Genomic DNA, 18392 nt, shown 5'->3' with positions numbered 1-18392 from the left:
TTTTTTCAGGGACTTTGTTCATTTTAGTAAGTATGTCATACTCCCCTTGCAACGAAAGTGAGACAACTTTATCCATAACATCTTGGCAGGTAAACGATACAGTTGATTGAATAGGCAGAAAGCGTTTCCTCCTTTCTTTCGCCTTTTTATCACAGAATGTTCATATATTTGCATCTATACATATCCAACGATGAACAGAACGATGGTAGTGCTTGAAGAGAAAAAAAACAGGCAAACGTGCCTTACCCAAAAGAGTGGCAAGAACTCGTAAAAATAACAAATACTATTCATCAAAAAAGACTTCTCCCTCAATATCGTTATGCAAAGATTCTGATGACGAGGAACTCATGTTTACTGCTCCAAAGGCATCAAACAATCATAAAGATTAATTCCTGTAAAAGAAGAAATATATTTGAAACTATAATTCGGACTGCGTTAGCAGAGTTAATCATTTATATCGGCACTTCGCTAATACAGTCCAAATTATGATCACATTTTCTGATGAGTATAAATACGTAAAAAGCGGAAAGTCTGTAATTACTTATTAATATTTTTGAGTTTCTTTCCGGGAACATCGTGCAGCTTCGGACGAGTTGGACGTATATTATAGGTATTCATCCACTTTTCAAGGACATCACGAAGTTTTTGCAGTTCCTGGCTATAGGCATTTTCCATGATCAGGTTTCTCATTTCTCCTCTGTCATTCTGCATATCAAACAGTTGCTCACGATATTTTCCTTTATCATAAAGCACATATTTGTAGCGCTCAGTGCGTACTACCCAGCCTCTTGTCTTGCTGCCGTCAAACCGTGTTTCGGTGATGATGTATTCTTGATGCAAGGCCTGTGGATTACCTTCTTCCACAACTTTCCGGAAAGACTTTCCGGCTGCCCCTTCCGGCATCTTGGCATCTGCCCAGTCGCATACGGAAGCGAAGAAATCTACACCGTTACTGATAAGTTGAGGCAATACTTTGCCTGCATTCTTCTTGCCGGGCAGGGTTACGATGAGAGGAATGTTGATAACTTCTTCATATAAAGCAGATTTCTGGTTCCAATGGTGAGCCCCTATACCATCTCCGTGGTCACTGGAGAAGATCACTACTGTATTCTTCCAAAGATCGTTCTTATCAATGGCATCAATAATTTTTCCGATTTCCTTATCTACTTTTTCTACCAAACGATAATAGGTATAACGGTACATACGCCAGTCTTCGGGAGTAAAACCGGCAGTCGGATATACATTATAATTGTTTGTCCTTTCGCTTTCAATGACATCGGCATCGTAAGGATTCTTGGCGAAATTGGCAGGTACTCCCGGGCAGTCCCATATATCAGGCGTATCGATATTTCCATAAGGAAGGTTTTGGCTCCGTGCGTATTCGCAGATATTGTGTGGATTGTCATAAGAAGCTACCAGGAAAAACGGCTTTTTATGTTTGCGTGAGAGGTATTCTACGCAAGCTTCCGCCAGTCCGTCGTCACTATGTTTGTAAATGTTGTCGAAGCCGTATTCTTTGTCGGGGACATCAAGAAGAGGAAGATGCCATTTACCGCCATAAGCACAATCATATCCGGCATTCTTTATTAAAGTGCCTAATGTCTGTGTCCTGAGAGAGTCGGGTATCGGCGAACCATTGACTGACAGTCCTACCGCATCCGGATAGTGCCCCGTAAACATGGCTCCACGTGAAGGACCGCTGAGCGGAGCGGTGCAATAAGCATTATTGAACATTACACCGGCGGCTGCCAATCGGTCGAGATTGGGAGTGTGCAGGTCCGGATTTCCGGCACAACTCATGGCGCTGGCTGTCTGTTGATCCGTGAATATATAGATGATATTGGGACGTTCGGCCGCAGAAGCCGCAGAAGAGCATAGCAAAGAAAAAAATGCCAGATGCTTCATTTGAATTTGATTTACCATATTATTAGCTTTCATGATTTAATATTCGGTTTTATATTTCAGGCTTCGGCAAGGAATCAACCAGTCTTTTCTCTATTCTCTTTCCGCCTACCTGATCGACGATAGTCGTAGCACCCTTATTCGAATTATAGTTGAAGTCCAGTGAAGCACCGTTCTGCTTATTCTCTATGTGCAGGAACGCTTTGCCTTCACTATCCAGATTACATTCAATAACCCATCCTTCTACTGTAATGCGATTTCCCTGATGATTTATCACGGCATCGGCACGGTTGTTTCCATGTACATCGATTATATTGAGAAAAAACACTTTATTGCAAGGAGTTGTCGTTGCCGTAAAATGATAATGATTAGCAAGAGCCTTGCCAAGACGCTTTTTCCAGTCAAGGGCGGCCACAAAGAATGTATCCGTTTGTGCATAAGTCATCTCCTGTGAAGAATATAAATGAGCTATCGATATTCCATCCGCTTTATTCTTACCCAAGATGCGCAATCCTCCTTCTTCCTTAACCACCTCCATAGGCAGTTCCACCGTATGCAGCAGGTAGTTCCATTCTACCGGTTCTTTACCGGCCAGTTCATCGTAAACAACAAACAAACCAGAGCGTCCGAGCTGAACGATATGTCTTCGGAAGAATTCCAGTTTATTTTCATCCCAACCTTTCTCCGGTGTAAATTGAGTGCCGGACAAACGTCCGCGTTCCAGCCACAACGGAGAAACTACTTTCCCATAGGCGTTGGAGGCATCGCCTACAACGTAAGAGATTTCTTCACCTTCATAGTAGCGGGGAATCCAGCCATAGCCTTCTGTCCCTATCTTCTGACCCATACCGTTTACTAATATGGAGTTATGGGCACGGGTATTCCGGTAGGCATACATACAATGATCATCTGTAAATCCGGTACGATGCCCGCTGCTATAAAAGATAGCCCTACCCCCAAAGAAGGTGTTGAAAGCGTTTTGATTGGCCAAGGCATGGGATGTGGAACCATAAGGGCTGCTTCGGAAAGAAAGCATGGCATTGTTGGCATGATGCCCTATGTCGGTATTCATCAGAGCAGTACCTGCTTGTTTGAAGACTTTGGCTTCCGGTAGTTCCGACAGATGTTTGCTATAAGCAGGTCTTTCCTTCGAGGTTGTGCAGCGATACCAGGTCAAATCTGCCGGTTTGGCTTCGAAAGCCTTCGACAAGATGTCAGGGTCTTCCTGCATAATTTCGTGTACATAAGCAACTGCCCACGGATTGTTACATTCGCGTGCCAGGGCATCGGCATATCCTACGCGCCCTCCGTTCGGACTGCGTTGTCCTTCATGTGAGTTGCCATGACCTCCGGATTTGGAGAAGGGAGGTTGCTGATAGATAACATATAAGGCATTGTTGTTATACCACGGATCTGCAAAGAAGTTGAAGCCGGATATGCGTGAGAAAAAGGCCGGTACTTCTATCAAGGTACGTATATTTACATGGAAATAGGCATCCCCATTGTGCCAGCCACCATCCTTATGCAGCCCCGGAAGGCGTGAAATCCATTCATTATAACAGTAATCTGTCCATACGTACGCTTCCGGTATTTCACCGACCGTAGCGAATGCCGCCATCGTCAGGATACGGAAAGTCATCTGCCACACATGGTTGTCTGCAATACGGTTCTCCAGATGGTTCACGTATTCATTATAGAACTTGTCTCCAATTCTGCGGATGTTATCCAACAGCAGTTGTTTCTCTTCCGGTGACAGTAAATTATAAAATCCGTCATACGCGGATGTACTCATCGATAATAGGGTGGACAGGTTAAAGTCGCCTGCAAAGTATTTGCTTTTTTGCCAGGAAAGAATTTCACTCAAGCGGTTAATGCCTTCCCGATAATACTTCTCGTCTTTTGTCAGCAAATAAGCACGAACCAATGCTTCCACGTTGGCCTCTTCTCTATCTACAATCTTACGGCTCTCGCGGATGAGGGCCGATTCACGTTGCACAATGTTGGTCAACGTAACTACATTCGTTGTATCTATCTCTTCCTGAAGATGCTTCAACGGACGGGAAATGCATTGGGACGCCTTGTCCATATAAGCCCGGGCTTCCGGATTATTTTTATTTTTCGCTATAATCTTTTCCCAGTCAGTTGCATCCAGCAACACACGCGGGTGATGGGAAGGATATTCTGCCAAGACTTTTTCCAAAGTCGGCGGATTGAATTCCGGTGTATCTTTATCTATATAGAATTGGTAAACCGGCGACCATTCTTCAGTACCTTCGGGGGTAACATAAGCATGTTGCCAATACCATTTCCCTTGTGCCAGGCATTGGAAAGGATTGAAGAAAGCCCAGGCACGTTCACCGGTAAGGACATCTTTCCGGAAATTCTTGTCTTGGGAGATACGAATCCGGTAAACTACTTTCGGCTTTTCATCCACTTGTCCCGGAACCCCATCCAGCACCGGGCCTAAATGGGGGAATTTGTCCGGCCACATGAAACGCGGTGGATTCACCTTGACGTATGTGCCATCGGCAGGAGAGGGAGTTGCACGGACTTCATGCATCAATGTTTCTTCGGAAACCTTTATCACGGCAGGTTGCTCGGAACTGCCACATGCCATTAGCAGGCAGAGGGCCGATAAGCCCAATACTATCTTTTTCATCTCAGAATCTTATTTTTGTTTTTTGAAGGTAACCAGCTCTTTCAAGCTTACTGTCTTATTATTAACCAAAGGGTGTGCCCAGAAGCCGATAAACGTAATGTATCCCATGAAAATCAGAATAAGCAACATTCCCGTTCGCAACGAAGTGGCGTCGGATACCAGGCTGACGAGCAGCGGGCCACCTGCACCTCCCACTATTCCGGAACAAAGAATGCCTGCAAAAGAACCGTGATTCCGGGTTACTGTATTCAGGGCAAGTGAAAACACTATGGAGTACATCATGGAGATACAAAAGCCTATTGCCGGAAAAGCCCACACCGCTATTTCCGCGGAACCGAATAATGCAATTAACAGCAAACTCATGGAAAGTATGCCCGATATTTGCAGCAAACGCTTACTGTCTATCAACTTCAGCAGGAACATGCCAAACAAACATCCGACAGTCATTGAACCCCAGAAATAACTGATGCTTTGCGCACCCACGGTCTTCGGATCAATGCCATGATACTGCTCCAGAAAAGTACTCATAAAAATAGAAACTCCCTGCTCCGTACTGACATAACAAAAGATTCCCAGGAAGAAAAGCCATACGTATCTTTGACGGAACAATTTCTTGTAGGAAGCCGAAGAACCGCTGCGTTCATCATCTTTCAGTTCAATGCGCGGGAAGTGGACCAACGACACAATGAGCAGCATAATCAGCAATAACACTGTGAATACCCAATAAAGGGAAACCCAGGGAAGAGTGACCGGAGTGATGTCCGCCAAAATATCAAGCAGGAAATTCTTTCCCGGCTGATAGACTCCTGGTTCCAGCGCATGTACCAACCAAGTATAAACCAAAGGACTGATAAACGATGCTACTCCAAACACAAACTGTGCCAATTCGGCTATGAATGCGTAGTTCTCTTCTCCACCGACAACACGCTGCAAAGGATTAATTACGGTCTGCAACATGGCCATTCCCAAGCCGATAATAAAGGAAGACACCAGTAATATCGAATAAAACGGGAAGCATGCAAACAAGACGGTTCCGATAAATGGCATAAGGAAACCGGTAAACAGCACCGGCTTTTCTCCATATTTATCTATCAATATGCCTGCCGGTATCGACATGATGGCATAAGCCAGGAAGAAGGAAGTCGGGATAAATCCCGCCATTGCCAGATCCTTCAGCTCAAAGTTATGGATAATGTCAGGAATTAACGGCCCGAGAATGTTTGTAATGAATGAAATGGTAAACCAGAACATCATGATCAATGCCAGCATACCCCATTTCTTGTTATTTTTCATAATAATTCGTTTGTTTATAGAATTAGTGATGCTGCACCGATAAGACCGGCTTTATTGCCCAATTCGGCTGCTACAATCTTGGTATCCAGGGCACAGTCTGCTATTACGTGCTTTTTGACTACCGCCCTTATTTTCTCTAAATAGAAACTGCCGGATTCTGCAACACCTCCTCCTATCACAATCCGTTGGGGACTGAAGATATTGACAAAGCCGGCAATTCCTCTGCCCAAATAGTAAAAGTGTTCGTTCATGCACTCGACAGCGAGCGGGAAATTTTCATGATACAGGCGAACAATCAATTCCCCGTTTATCTCCGTATCAAAACTTAATTTCTGCTCTTTCGCCAATGCGCTGAAACGTCTTGTCAAGGCGGCAGTCGAAGCATAATGTTCCAGGCAGCCGATTGCCCCGCAGGCACAACGTTCACCGTTGGCAATCAACGGTACATGCCCCAACTCCGTACCCCGGTTAGCATATCCATTGAACAATTTACCATCAATGATGACAGCTCCGCCGATACCGGTTCCTACAGTCAGAAACACCACATGAGTGCAACCTCTTCCTGCACCATATTTCGTTTCTCCCAGTCCCATCAGATTGGCATCATTTCCAACAACTACCGGTAAACTCATCTGTTTCTCCATAAGGGAGGCTACATCTATGTTTTCCCAGCCGACAATATTTTCCGCACCTCCCAGTACGATACGGTTTGTTTCATCTACAATTCCCGGTGTACCGAGCCCTATACCCAGTACGGTCCAGTTCTGTTTTGCGGCTTCATCTTTCAGCAAGGTGGCAGCCTTTATCAGTTGTTCCATCACTTTTGCAGCCGAGACAGAAGCAAAAGAGGGTAATTTCCCCTCAAAGAAAGAATTACCCGCTTTATCTACCAAAGCATATTTTATAGATGTGCCACCTAAATCAATGCCAATTGCGTATTTCATAATTTATCACATCAAATAAGGAAACATTATGTTCTTTCCACCCATATCGGAGAACTCCATGCCCATTGCTGGTCACGTTGGCGAACTCTTACATAGTAATAATCCGTCTCTCTTTCGGGCTCTTTGTCTTCCAGGTAGTGTTCAACTACAAAGCAACTTTCCGGCATGGCACGATTGAACAGAATCGCTTCACTGAGCCATCCAATCATGAAATGAGAACGGGAGCCTTCCAAAAGTTCACCTAACGAATGCTCAAACTTCTTGCCATTGAACTCTGCGGTAATCACACCATCTTTCGGCATAGTCACATCTAAAATAACCGCTTGCATAGCAGGCGTTGTGGTATTCGGATTCTTGGAGCTATACATATCCAGTTCAGTTTCCTTGTCCGTAACAGATACAATGCGATTTACCTTCGTCTCAAACTCCGGTTCCCCGGGTTGCGGAGAGGTAAATGCAGCACCACGGAAACAAGGTTCTACAGCATTGATTGTCCCCTTATCGATAGACAATTTTCCTTGCCAATGCACATACGCCTCTTCACGGTTCCAGCCGAATTCCATCTTTACCTTGCAGCGTACCATATCTCCTTCCGGCATTTCCGGCAAAAGCGGCCCACTCAGACGGGCAATACACTTTCTATTCTTTACGACATCTATATAGTCAATGCAACTGCCTGCTTCTACATTCAAATAGATGCGGCGACTGTTTCCACGTACTACATCGCCCGGGAAAGCATCGTTCAAACGGAAATCTATATTGATTTTATCACCTGTAGCACAACATACATGGCGGTTCTTCATGGCATCCCAAATCTTGTCGCGAGTCAATGACTCTGCTAAGACACCAATACGTCCGTCACCGTAGCTACCGGGATATCCGGCATGCTGGTCGGTAGAACCCATGATACCGAACTTCTTTCCTTGTTCCAGTCCGCATTGAATAGTACCTTCCCACTGGCGGGGGCCCATATCATGCAGGTAGTTATAATCTCCCTGGTCACTCTCAGCCAATCCGTGACGGGAATACATCTCGACAAACGGAGTCTGGTCTCCTTCCGTAAAGAAGTTCCAGTTATATCCGCGGTAACCCGTCTGGTAACCCATGTGATGCGGAGTTATAAATACTTTATGTCCGCGGGCTTTTTGTTTCCAGTCTTCAATGGAAGTACACTCTACCAGAGGTGCATCCAGATCGTAATTCAATGCTACATGGTCGCCATGCTCCATGCTGTGAGCTTCATAACCTACAAAAGCCAGGAATTCACCTTCTTTATTGTATTCATTGGTCATTGCCACATATTTCTCATAGCCGCCTTCACGCAAACGCTTGAAAGCACCGGTATGATAATCAATCACCCACTTCAGGCGAGGATCATCTGCTCCCGGAATATCCGGCCACATGGCATGCGGAGTGACAGAAACAAAATCCAATTGCCCCTTGGCAGCTTCGAATGCCGAACGCATATCGCCGTGACCGTAGGTTATATTACAATGGTTATGTAAGTCTCCCCAGTAGTATTTCAGATTACTGGCAGAGGGCATCACTTTCTTTCCTGCGGCAGTTCCCTGCTGGCATGCAGACAATAAACTACCGGAAGCAGCCAGTCCGATAAAGGACCAGCCTGTATTCTTTAAAAAACTTCTTCTATCCATGGTATCAATTTAAGATTATCTATTCTTCATCAACCGTCTGTCACCTTTGAACAACTCGTTCACTTTCTCATCAGGATCATCGTCCTTATATTGCTTCTGAGTTTCTTTCAACAGTGACATCAACTCCGCTTGTTTAGCGGCGTACTCCGGTTTATCAAACACATTATTCAATTCATTAGGGTCATTCTTCATATCGTACATTTCCCATTCATCTACATCATTATAGAAATGAATCAGTTTGAAGTCCGCCGTCCGAATGCCATAATGCCGCTTCACAGAGTGTTCTGCCGGATATTCATAATAGTGGTAATAAGCAGCTTTCCGCCAATCCTCCGGCACTTTTCCGGCATCCGTCAAGATTGGTTTCAATGACTTTCCTTGAATATCGCCCGGTATATCTACTCCTGCGAAATCGAGGAAAGTAGGCGCAAAATCCACGTTCATAGCAATGGCATTCGAGGTACTTCCGGCTTTAATGGCTTTCGGATAACGGATAATCAACGGCATCCGCTGACACTCTTCATACATAAAGCGCTTATCGAACCAGCCATGTTCACCCAAGAAGAAACCTTGGTCGGAAGTATAGATAATAATCGTATTATCCAACTCACCGATTTTCTCCAGATAATTGAGCAGGCGACCGATATTCTCGTCTACAGCAACAATGGTTGCCAGATAATCGCGCATGTATTGCTGGTATTTCCAGCTAATCAATTCTTTTCCTTTCAATTTGCCGCTGCGATACTCCGAAATGCGTTGGGCATACACTGAATCCCATTTATCCTGTACATCAGCCGGCATACGTTTGTAAACCTGATAGAGACGATTGGTTGTATCTTTCAGCATTTCGTCACGAGTCAGCAACTTCAAGTCCCAATCATTGGTCAATGTATGTTCAATAGACATATCCTGTTCCCTGGCAGCGGAACCTCTTCCCTCATACGTATCGAAGAGTGTGACCGGTTCAGGAAAAACGGTATTATTGAACATACCCAAGTGGCGGGGAGCAGGCATCCAGTTACGATGCGGAGCTTTCTGGTGATACATCATGCAGAAAGGCTTGCTTTTGTCTCTGTGTTCCAGATACTCGATTGCCTTATCCGTGATAATATCGGTAGCATAGCCCTGTTCTACAATCTGCTTTCCGTTCTCATTGAAATCGGGATTATAATAATCCCCTTGTTCATGTTGTCCGGTCAAGATGCACCAATAATCAAATCCCTGAGGTTCGGTTATCAAGTGCCATTTACCAATGATCGAAGTTTGATATCCTGCCGACTGTAATAATTTGGGAAAGGTCTGTTGGTTGCCGTCAAAAGTACTGGCATTATCAGTGAATCCATTGATGTGGCTGAATTTGCCCGTCAAGATACAAGCTCTTGACGGACCGGATAAAGCATTGACCGCATAGCAATTGTCTATACGAATACCTTCATTGGCAATCCGATCCATATTGGGAGTTTGCAAGAGGCGTCCACCATAGCATGACATAGCCTGCGTAGTATGGTCGTCTGTCATCATAAAGATAATGTTCGGACGTTTCACCTCCTCTTTGGCCCTATTGGAGCTGCAAGCGGAGACTCCGATGGCAGTGAGAGGCAAAAATAAGTATGATAAGCGATTCATAATAAAAGTCTTCTTATAGTTTATACTCCAATTGACGTTTCTTTCCATCAACAGATATTTCTATCTTCACTCCATTCTCATCAAACTTCTTATTCAGGAATTTAGCCTTGAATGCAGGAAAAGAAGCTGCATTTTTCGAAGGATAGATAATGGTTATGTAACGTACAGCCTCCGAATCCTTTTTGTCCACATCAAAAGAAACCGAAGTACGGGGTACACGTACGCGATAAGCAGTTGAACGCCATCCCTCTTTTTCTCTTATCGAAGCTTTCTTTTCGGCAAAGCATTGTAGCTTCATATTGCTTGGCCCGTCGTAAGCGGTGGTCAGAATATGGCTCTTTCCATCCACATTTACAGTACCTTCACATAAATGATAGTTCAGATTCACTGTTCCTTTTGCATCTCCCACAGCCTCATCGACAATGACAAAATAAGATTGGTCTACAAAAAAGACAGAACGTCTGTGCTTCAAACCCTCATAATGAGGATTCTCTGTCACCAGGATTTGTTCATTACCTTCGGGTTGCCAAAGCTTGGTAACCGATTGTGTAGTCTGTAGATTTTTCTCGTCCAATGTCAATGTATTGTGAGAGCATGTACGACGGAACCAGTTACGGAGTTTCATTACTTCATCGTCACCGGCATAGACGTACGAGCCACTATCCGGAAAGAGATTCCGACCATTGAACCAAAGCTCAAAAGTTCCGTTATCCGGTTGACAGTGCCACTCACCTTTGGGACCGGCCTTTACCACCATTACAGTAGCATCTTGTTTCCAGCCATTTCTGAAAGTAAAGAAACCGGAAGTCAGTGCTCCGTGAGAAAGGTTGGGCAGGGGGGAACCTTCACGACCTTCAGTAGCATAATAACGAATCCAGTCGCAATCCGGAAACAGTTTGAGCCAGTCTTGATAATTACGGATTTCTGCCGGGCGGTCTCCCAGTTTTGCATCACTGAAACAAGGATTACTGTAATCCGGGAAACAGATATTAGCGTAGAACTCAATCATATTTTTCACAGTATTCACGTATTCGGCAGGAAATTCCTGACGAAAACCATTGACGTCTGCCATACGCAGGGCCTTGCAGAAGATATTGATTGCCGCTAAATGATAGTGCGGGTCCAGTTCATATTGACCGCCGTCCGGGTAAACCTGTTTTTTTATTTCACGGTTCAAAATGCTTATCCCACTCTCTCTCCATCCGGTTGCCTCTTTAAATTCAGGGAAAAATACGCCTGCATACACCATACGCTGTGCTTCGAACAACAGATGATTGCCTTGATCGGAGTAATTGTCCAGAATGTGTAAGGCATGCCGATGATAATTAATGAGGAACTCGGTCAGGAACTCCGGAGTAAAAGCCTGTGAGGGAATAAACAATAGAAATTGCAGTGTCTGATCCTGCAAACGGTTACTCACTTCCAGCGGACGCCATGCAAAGCGTACATTCTCAGCATTTCCTTTTACTTCACCTGCACTGACAAGTTCGTATTCTTCTTTCTCTACGATTGTCAGAGGATTCTTCTTAATCCAGTCCATATATTGGTATGCCCATTCTTTGGCATATTTCTCATCACCTGAGATTCTATATGCTTTTCCCATCGGGGTGAACCATTTATGGCGATGCAACTGCCAGCGCAACTCGTTGTCCTGTACCGGCCAATATTGCCAATTGATGTCTTTACCGTAATTATAGGAAGGCTGATATCCTTTGTGTACAAAAAATGTATGTTCCAAGGCATCATCCGCCCATTTTTGTTCTTTCTTTGATATTTTGATATTCTTCAGATTAATATCAGGATGTCCTATGCCGATGCGTTGGCGGTAATAGTCCAATAAAGCCTGAGCCGCTTTATCCCATTGTTGTTGGGCGCATGCGGCCTTTACTTTCTCCAAACCCGGATAATCCAGGTTCAGTAAATCAAAAGCTTCCTTCCGCAATTGCTGCGCTTCCGCACTTATGGCGACCAGCAAAAGAGTCAGACATAAAAAATACTTTGCTATTTTCATGGTATATTAATTTTGTTTAAAGCGATTTATAATCGAGTCCTTTTACCTGCATATACCGGGTCAATGCTTCCAGGTAATAATAATCGGCATAATTGATAGGAGTATCAATTTCGGAGCCATTGGGCAACGAACCTGTAGAGTGCATCAGGATAAATCCCTGATTCGTACCAACCTTTGCCAAATAAGCATCGGAAGAAAGAGATTTTAGTAGCTTTTCTGCATAATCAAAATATACTTGTCCGTCTTCTACCAAAGTGCTGAGTTCTATCAAAGCAGAAGCTGTAACAGAGGCGGCAGATGCATCACGGGGTGTTTCCGAGCTATCCGGTGCATCATAATCCCACAAGGGTATCGCATCCTCAGTCTTTACGCGAGTCATAATCAACGTTGCAATATCTTTGGCTTGCTGCAAGAAAGCCGTATCTTTGGATTCACGGTAGCAAGAGGTATATCCATATACTCCCCAGGCTTGTCCGCGTGCCCATGACGAATCGTCATTTTTTCCCTGATGGGTACATTTCATTTCTACGCTGCCATCATTATTGTAACTGACTACATGATAGGATGAATGATCTGTTCTGAAATGATTCTTCAATGTTGTCTCGGCATGTTTCAATGCGATTTCCTTATACTTGGAATCATTGGTAAGATGGCTTACGTAAAACAGCAGGTCCAGGTTCATCATGTTATCAATGATTACAGGGTAATTCCACTTCCCGAAATCCCAGGAACGAATAGAACCTATGGTCGGATCAAAACGGCTGCATAAGTTATCAGCAGTTTGCACCAATGCCTGACGAACGCTGTCGGCGGGAACCAAGCGATATGCATTGCCATAACTGCAATTCATCATAAATCCGATGTCGTGTGTACCTTTATAGTCTTTTACGGGATACAAATAATTCGTGAATTTCACGGCATCGTTCTTTAAACCTTCAATGCCGGTCAACTGATACGCATACCACAAGTTTCCGGGGAAAAAACCACTTGTCCAATCATAGATGGAAGAGCAATAGCGACGGGTTCCTATGACATCCTTCACTGGCTTAATCCGCAAAGAATCCTTAAAGGTTGCAGGATCTCTTTGCAATTGCCGGCAGAGAAAATCCATATCATATCCCGTCCAGATGGAACGGGGTAATAAGACTGAATCGCCTACATCGGCCACTGTTTCTTCCAATTGCTGTACAGAGGTGTCTATTGCATTTTTCAACCAGCCATAATCTGTATCAGGCTGACTGGACGAACAGCTACAGATCCCATGTAAAGTAGCAACCATACAACAATATAATAATATTTTTTTCATAAATACATTTTATTAGTAAAGAATATAATGGAGAGAGTATGAAAAAGTCTCTCTCCATCAATAGCCAATTCTATCATTATCCCGGTCTATTCGTAACCCGGATTATTCTGGTTATTCAAAGCCGGATTAGACTGTAGCTCTCCTAAAGGTATCGGGAAAAGTTCGTGCTTTCCCGTGATGAATTTTTCACCGGCTACATATTTGCCTTTGAGTGACTTATCCATGTGGTTCTGAAAATACTTCAGCGCATCACCCAAGATCCCCCAACGCAACAAGTCATATTTACGTTGACCTTCAAAAGCCAACTCAAAACCACGTTCCCAATAAAGAGCTGTGCGGAACTTACCGGCAGCGTCACCATCCTGAATATACGGAAGGTCATAAACTTTCGGCGCCTTCATCAGACTATTGTAGTTGGTGGCTGTAATAGGAGTTGCATTCGCACGTGTACGCACAGAGTTCAGCAAATTCCAAGCCTCCGGTGTATTACCTGTCTCATTATAGGCCTCGGCAGCCATCAACACGACATCAGCATAACGCAACGGACAATAATTCACAGATGTATTATTAGGATCTACAAATCCTCCGGGCATCCATTCTCTGCGCCATTTGCCTGGATACCAATCCGCAAGTTTTGCATTCTCCACTTTTTTATGTGTCGCTTTGTTCACATCCCATTTGTATCGATAAGTACATACCATTACATCTCTACGCTCATCATTGGCCTCAAAAAAGTCTTTCCAAGCCGGCAATACACGAAAGAAAGCATTGGCACGTCCCATTGCATCTGCCGTAGCATTTTTACCCGGCGCCTCTACTGCCGGACCATTGTAGGTTGCCCAAGTACCCGAATTGTCTTTATAACCGGATCCGGTAGGGTTGAATGCTATTTCCCACAAACTCTCTTTGGAATTCAAGATACCGGCAGAATATCCCATAAACAGTTGTTTAAAACCACCCTCATAAAAACCATGATAACCTTTACTTTGTAAGGCAGTCCACTCGGATATTACAGCATTAAAGTACTCTTTTCTTTTAGCTTCATCCGGACGAGTCAAATTGCCATCCTGTTGCAGGCTATAACCCGCGCGTTGCAGATAGACACGCATCAGCAATGCGTGAGCAGCACCTTGCGAGGGAGTTTCCGGTGAAAGTGAAGCATTTCCCTTCTGCAAATTCTCTTTGGCAAAATCCAAGTCGGCAATGATCTGATCGTAAATATCTTCACGGTTTACACGACCATTAAAAGCGCCTTCATACCCTGAAGTATAGGTCGTCTTGAACGGAACATCTCCCCAATACTTTATCAAGTCGAATGCCAGGAAGCCACGAAGGAAACGTGCCTGAGCTACTAATTCCTTCAAAACAGTACTGCTTTCATATTCCGCCATCTTCTCAATACCTGTAATGGCAAAATTAGCACGGTCTATACCCATATACTTGTATTCCCATATATCGGCAATCCAGGTATTGGTAGATTTCACCATATAGTGAGCTATGTCACGACGTGTATTGTCCGTACCCGTACCCTGTATATAGTAGGTGTCATCCGAACAAGGCATAGCCATCTCAAACTGTCCGTAATGCTTGTCTATAGCCAGACAGTCGTAAATACCTATCACAGACATCTTTGCTTGGTCTGTAGTTTTAAAATAAGTATCCTTCTCGTAATAAGAAGTAGGTTTCTCAGTCAGGTCGCAAGAGGTGAATCCTGCTACAATCAGCGCGCTAAGCGCAATCACTTTATATTTTTTCATTGTATTCTCCTTTTGAAGTTCATTAGAAAGCTAAATTAATACCGAAAACAAACGAGCGGCTCTTAGGATAAGCACCAAAGTCAACACCCGGTGTCAAGCCATTGCCCATTGTAGAAACTTCAGGATCAAAACCGGAATACTTGGTCCAAGTCAACAAGTTAGAACCTGTAGCATAAAGACGCAATTTACTGATACCGGCTTTGCTAAGCATCTTCTTGGGGAAAGTGTAACCTAAAGTAATGTTGCTCAACTTCAAGAATGAACCATCTTCCACAGCCCAAGAGTGAATATAAGTATCACCTACCTCGTTGTCATAGATAGCAGCTACCGTCTTGCCTCTGTTGATGTCTGCCATTTCTTGAGGATCAGTAATCAGTTCACCTGATTTATTAACCAATACCCAACGGTTCTTAGAATCAGCTACTGCCAAGACGTTCTTGTTCTGCAAAGCAGTTTTAGTATTAGTCAACTTGGTTGCATTGAATACGTCGTTGCCGATGCTGTAAGTAAAGAAGACACTCAAATCGAAATCTTTGTAAGTAAAGGTATTGTTGATACCACCATAAAGTTTAGGATAAGCGTTACCGATTACTGTCTTGTCAGCTTCTGTAATCTTATTGTCTTCGCTACCATCTACATTCTTAAACTTCCACATACCTGGTTTTACATTACCCTTATCACCGACATACGGAACACCGTCTTTCAATGTATAAATCTGTGTAGTGGCATCATAATCAAAGTCAGATACCTGATACAAACCTTCCGTTACATATCCGTACATCTGTCCCAAAGGTTGATTTACACCGATAATGTGTGTATTCTGGCTATAACCGAAGTTAGCTTCCCACAACTGTACTTCTTCACCGGTCAACTTCTTAACAGAATTCTTGTTGTGAGACAAAGTTACAGATGTATTCCAGCTAAAGTTCTTGTTTATGATATTGGTTGAATTGATAGTCAAGTCAATACCCTTATTTTCTGTTTCACCGGCATTAATAACCATACTGTTGTAACCAGATGAAGTAGGCAATTTAGCATTCAGCAGCAAGTTACTACTACGGTTAATGTAGAATTCAGGAGAAATGGTCAAACGTTGGTTGAAGAAACCAAAGTCAAGACCAAAGTTGAAAGTTTTATTAGCCTCCCATTTCAAGTCTGGATTAGGAATCTGCTTAGAAACATACCCAGACTGGGTAGAATCTCCATTAGGATAAGTCACAGAATTCAGCACCGCCAAACTAAGATAACTATCAATACGATTATTTCCTGCCATACCATAACCTAAACGAACTTTCAAGTCAGAGAAAATATTCAAGTCTTTGATAAACTCTTCTTCTCCCAAACGCCAAGCGGCAGAGAATGCGGGGAAGTATCCCCATTTATTATTTTTACCGAATTTAGAGGAACCATCAGCACGGGCAGAAGCAGTAAACAAATATTTATCCTTGAACCCATAATTGAAGCGAACAAAGAAGGAAAGCAGTTTATCATCATAGTTTTCGGCAGATGAAACAGCAGTCGGCAAGCCCAGTGAAAGATCGGCCAAACCTATATCATCATTCGGGAAGTTAGCGGCGGCAGCCTTGAAATTACGTCTCCAACGATCCACATACTCCTGTCCGAGCATAGCGGTCAGATCATGACCTTTGCCAGACCATTTATAATTCAATACGTTTGAAGTTTGAAAACTCCCATTTTCCAGATTCTGAATACTACCGTTGATACTGGAACGCTTTGCCGTTATTGATTTATCTCCATAAAAGATATCATTGCGACGTGTCTGGTAACGCATACCCGTTGTATTACGGAATGACAAACCTTTGAAAAGCTTCAAAGTAAAGCCTCCGTTTGCCTGAAAAGTACGATATTCACGATTGTTGATTTCTTCCGCAGCAGAAAGTAAAGGATTCTGCATCACATTACCCGAATCATCCAGGAAAATAGGATCTTCATCTTCCAACAACATATCATCGGTTCCACTGATACCTATAGTAGGACGATACTGCAAAATGTGTTGCATCTTATTAAAACGGTCACCTCCTTCGGAAGTACCCATACCGTAAATTTTCATCTGATCGTAGCTGATACGGGCATTGATGCTCAGGCGGGTGTTCAACTTATGATTCATATTGAATGAAATATTATGTTTTTTGTTTCCGCTATACACCATTGCACCATCTTCATCATAATAAGAGTATGCCAAGTTGTAGTTCAATTTATCCGTACCACCGGAAACACCTACACGATAATTTTGTGTAATCGCTGTACGTCCCAATGTCTCGTCTTGCCAATCCAGACCTTTACGATTACCATAGTTCTTTTCGAGGTCACTGTAATTGCCATAGATTTCAGTGAACTTCTTGATGTCTTTATCCCAGTCATCCGGAGTAGTAGCATCATAAACGCGACGTTCATAATCCAACATGGCAAACTCATAAGTAGAAAGTACATCCAGCTTCTTGGCGATTTTCTTGAAACCTACATAGCTGTCAAAGGTTACAGTAGCTTTTCCGTCCTTACCACCGCTCTTGGTAGTAATAACAACTACACCATTCGCACCACGGGCACCATAGATAGCCGTAGCAGAAGCATCTTTCAAAATGTCGATTGTTTCAATCTCGGCAGGGTCAAGGGTAGACATACCATCTTCACTGGGGAAACCGTCGATGATATACAAAGGTTCGTTGCTTTGGGTAATAGAGATACCACCACGAACACGAACTGAGATAGAAGCTCCGGGAGCACCTTCGCTTTGCATTACCTGCACACCTGCCATACGTCCGGCAAGAGCTTGCGTAATATCACTGGTAGGAACTTTAGAGAGTTCTTTGCTATTCACTGAAGCAACAGAACCAGTCAAGTCTTTACGTTTTACGGTTGCATAACCGATAGCTACCACTTCATCCAGCAGTACGGCATCTGCCTGCAACGTTACATTAATAACACTCTGTTTGTTGACTTTCACTTCCTGAGAAGTCATTCCCACATAAGAAAACACCAACACGTCTTTAGATGCATCATTCACTTTCAGAGTATAGTTACCATTTATGTCGGTAACAGTTCCAACACCGGCAGCACCTTTGACAGTAACACTACCTCCAACCACTTCATATCCTTCGCTATCAATCACCTTACCGGTTACCGTCAAACTTTGCGCGTATGCTACCATACTGACAAAAACGAAGACAAACATTAAAAAACTTTTTTTTAATCTGTACATAATAAATAAATCTAAGGTT

Annotated in this window: 10 protein-coding genes; all 10 read right to left on the bottom strand. The window is 43.6% G+C overall.

All coding sequences use genetic code 11. The features are described from left to right. Positions 1 to 537: 537 nt before the first annotated feature. Positions 538 to 1938: a sulfatase family protein gene (locus BACHE_RS08110; protein ID WP_013547219.1), complete on the bottom strand. Its 1401-nt coding sequence runs from the start codon at positions 1936 to 1938 to the stop codon at positions 538 to 540. 16 nt (positions 1939 to 1954) lie between these two features. Next, positions 1955 to 4561, bottom strand: a complete 2607-nt coding sequence (locus tag BACHE_RS08105; RefSeq protein ID WP_013547218.1) for a DUF4962 domain-containing protein — start codon at positions 4559 to 4561, stop codon at positions 1955 to 1957. A 9-nt stretch (positions 4562 to 4570) separates the two neighbouring features. Beyond that, entirely contained in the window at positions 4571 to 5854 is a 1284-nt protein-coding gene (locus BACHE_RS08100) for a sugar MFS transporter (protein WP_013547217.1), read from the bottom strand. Between the two features lie 14 nt (positions 5855 to 5868). Then, on the bottom strand, positions 5869 to 6798 hold the full coding sequence (locus tag BACHE_RS08095; protein WP_013547216.1) for an ROK family protein: 930 nt from the start codon (positions 6796 to 6798) through the stop codon (positions 5869 to 5871). Between the two features lie 26 nt (positions 6799 to 6824). Continuing rightward, positions 6825 to 8453 (bottom strand): hypothetical protein, encoded by a 1629-nt coding sequence (locus tag BACHE_RS08090; RefSeq protein WP_013547215.1) that lies wholly within the window; start codon positions 8451 to 8453, stop codon positions 6825 to 6827. 15 nt (positions 8454 to 8468) lie between these two features. Next, positions 8469 to 10079 (bottom strand): sulfatase family protein, encoded by a 1611-nt coding sequence (locus tag BACHE_RS08085; protein WP_013547214.1) that lies wholly within the window; start codon positions 10077 to 10079, stop codon positions 8469 to 8471. 13 nt (positions 10080 to 10092) lie between these two features. After that, a complete protein-coding gene (gene hepC, locus BACHE_RS08080; RefSeq protein ID WP_013547213.1) occupies positions 10093 to 12090 on the bottom strand; it encodes a heparin-sulfate lyase HepC in 1998 nt (665 codons plus the stop codon). Between the two features lie 16 nt (positions 12091 to 12106). Further along, the gene (locus tag BACHE_RS08075; protein ID WP_013547212.1) at positions 12107 to 13396 is read right to left on the bottom strand and encodes a DUF4995 domain-containing protein; all 1290 of its coding nucleotides are present in this window, start codon (positions 13394 to 13396) and stop codon (positions 12107 to 12109) included. Between the two features lie 86 nt (positions 13397 to 13482). Continuing rightward, positions 13483 to 15153, bottom strand: a complete 1671-nt coding sequence (locus BACHE_RS08070; RefSeq protein WP_013547211.1) for a RagB/SusD family nutrient uptake outer membrane protein — start codon at positions 15151 to 15153, stop codon at positions 13483 to 13485. 22 nt (positions 15154 to 15175) lie between these two features. Continuing rightward, positions 15176 to 18373 carry a SusC/RagA family TonB-linked outer membrane protein gene (locus tag BACHE_RS08065; RefSeq protein WP_013547210.1) on the bottom strand — a complete coding sequence of 1066 codons (3198 nt, stop codon included), beginning with the start codon at positions 18371 to 18373 and terminating at the stop codon, positions 15176 to 15178. Positions 18374 to 18392 lie beyond the last annotated feature (19 nt).

Origin of the sequence: Bacteroides helcogenes P 36-108 (genome assembly GCF_000186225.1) — a bacterium.
GTDB lineage: Bacteria > Bacteroidota > Bacteroidia > Bacteroidales > Bacteroidaceae > Bacteroides > Bacteroides helcogenes.
This window is presented reverse-complemented; position numbering and strand designations above follow the sequence as displayed.

Coding starts and splice junctions, on each gene's coding strand:
- BACHE_RS08110 (WP_013547219.1), bottom strand. CDS start 1,938: ATGAAAGCTAATAATATGGTAAATCAAATTCAAATGAAGCATCTGGCA.
- BACHE_RS08105 (WP_013547218.1), bottom strand. CDS start 4,561: ATGAAAAAGATAGTATTGGGCTTATCGGCCCTCTGCCTGCTAATGGCA.
- BACHE_RS08100 (WP_013547217.1), bottom strand. CDS start 5,854: ATGAAAAATAACAAGAAATGGGGTATGCTGGCATTGATCATGATGTTC.
- BACHE_RS08095 (WP_013547216.1), bottom strand. CDS start 6,798: ATGAAATACGCAATTGGCATTGATTTAGGTGGCACATCTATAAAATAT.
- BACHE_RS08090 (WP_013547215.1), bottom strand. CDS start 8,453: ATGGATAGAAGAAGTTTTTTAAAGAATACAGGCTGGTCCTTTATCGGA.
- BACHE_RS08085 (WP_013547214.1), bottom strand. CDS start 10,079: ATGAATCGCTTATCATACTTATTTTTGCCTCTCACTGCCATCGGAGTC.
- hepC (WP_013547213.1), bottom strand. CDS start 12,090: ATGAAAATAGCAAAGTATTTTTTATGTCTGACTCTTTTGCTGGTCGCC.
- BACHE_RS08075 (WP_013547212.1), bottom strand. CDS start 13,396: ATGAAAAAAATATTATTATATTGTTGTATGGTTGCTACTTTACATGGG.
- BACHE_RS08070 (WP_013547211.1), bottom strand. CDS start 15,153: ATGAAAAAATATAAAGTGATTGCGCTTAGCGCGCTGATTGTAGCAGGA.
- BACHE_RS08065 (WP_013547210.1), bottom strand. CDS start 18,373: ATGTACAGATTAAAAAAAAGTTTTTTAATGTTTGTCTTCGTTTTTGTC.